Here is a 350-nt window from a genome sequence, read left to right as displayed (position 1 = left end):
ATAATCAATTTCGTATATCCATTTGTTAAAAATGGATTTTATTTCTATTTTTCCTGCATGATTTTCACAAAAGTGATACACGTAGTGATACACGGAACCTCGCACAAACACGAACACACCAATACAGGCACAAACAAGGGAGCGGATTGTACTCGCATCAAGACCAGATTTCACCTTGTATTAAAAGTATACAACGCCAACAAAGCCATAGCAGATCTGCTTTATGACCGACCCAAAGCTGAAGGAGGAGGCAAAGAAGCCAGCCAAAGAGGACTTACCTTGGCTGGCGATGGTCTTACATCTGGTCTTCGGCAAAGATGCCCGCTGATATGATGGCACCACCGATCCGG

At 43.7% G+C, this 350-nt stretch carries 1 protein-coding gene; it reads left to right on the top strand.

What is annotated here, in order from left to right; genetic code table 11:
- Positions 1-333: hypothetical protein (locus ACKWMY_RS28380; RefSeq protein WP_409487568.1), on the top strand; the 333-nt coding region annotated here is incomplete at its 5' end.
- Positions 334-350 lie beyond the last annotated feature (17 nt).

It is taken from the genome of Serratia sp. J2 (genome assembly GCF_046269175.1).
GTDB classification, from domain to species: Bacteria; Pseudomonadota; Gammaproteobacteria; order Enterobacterales; family Enterobacteriaceae; genus Chania; species Chania fonticola_C.
The sequence above is the reverse complement of the archived record's forward strand: the minus strand, read 5'-3'. Positions and strand labels throughout refer to the sequence as shown.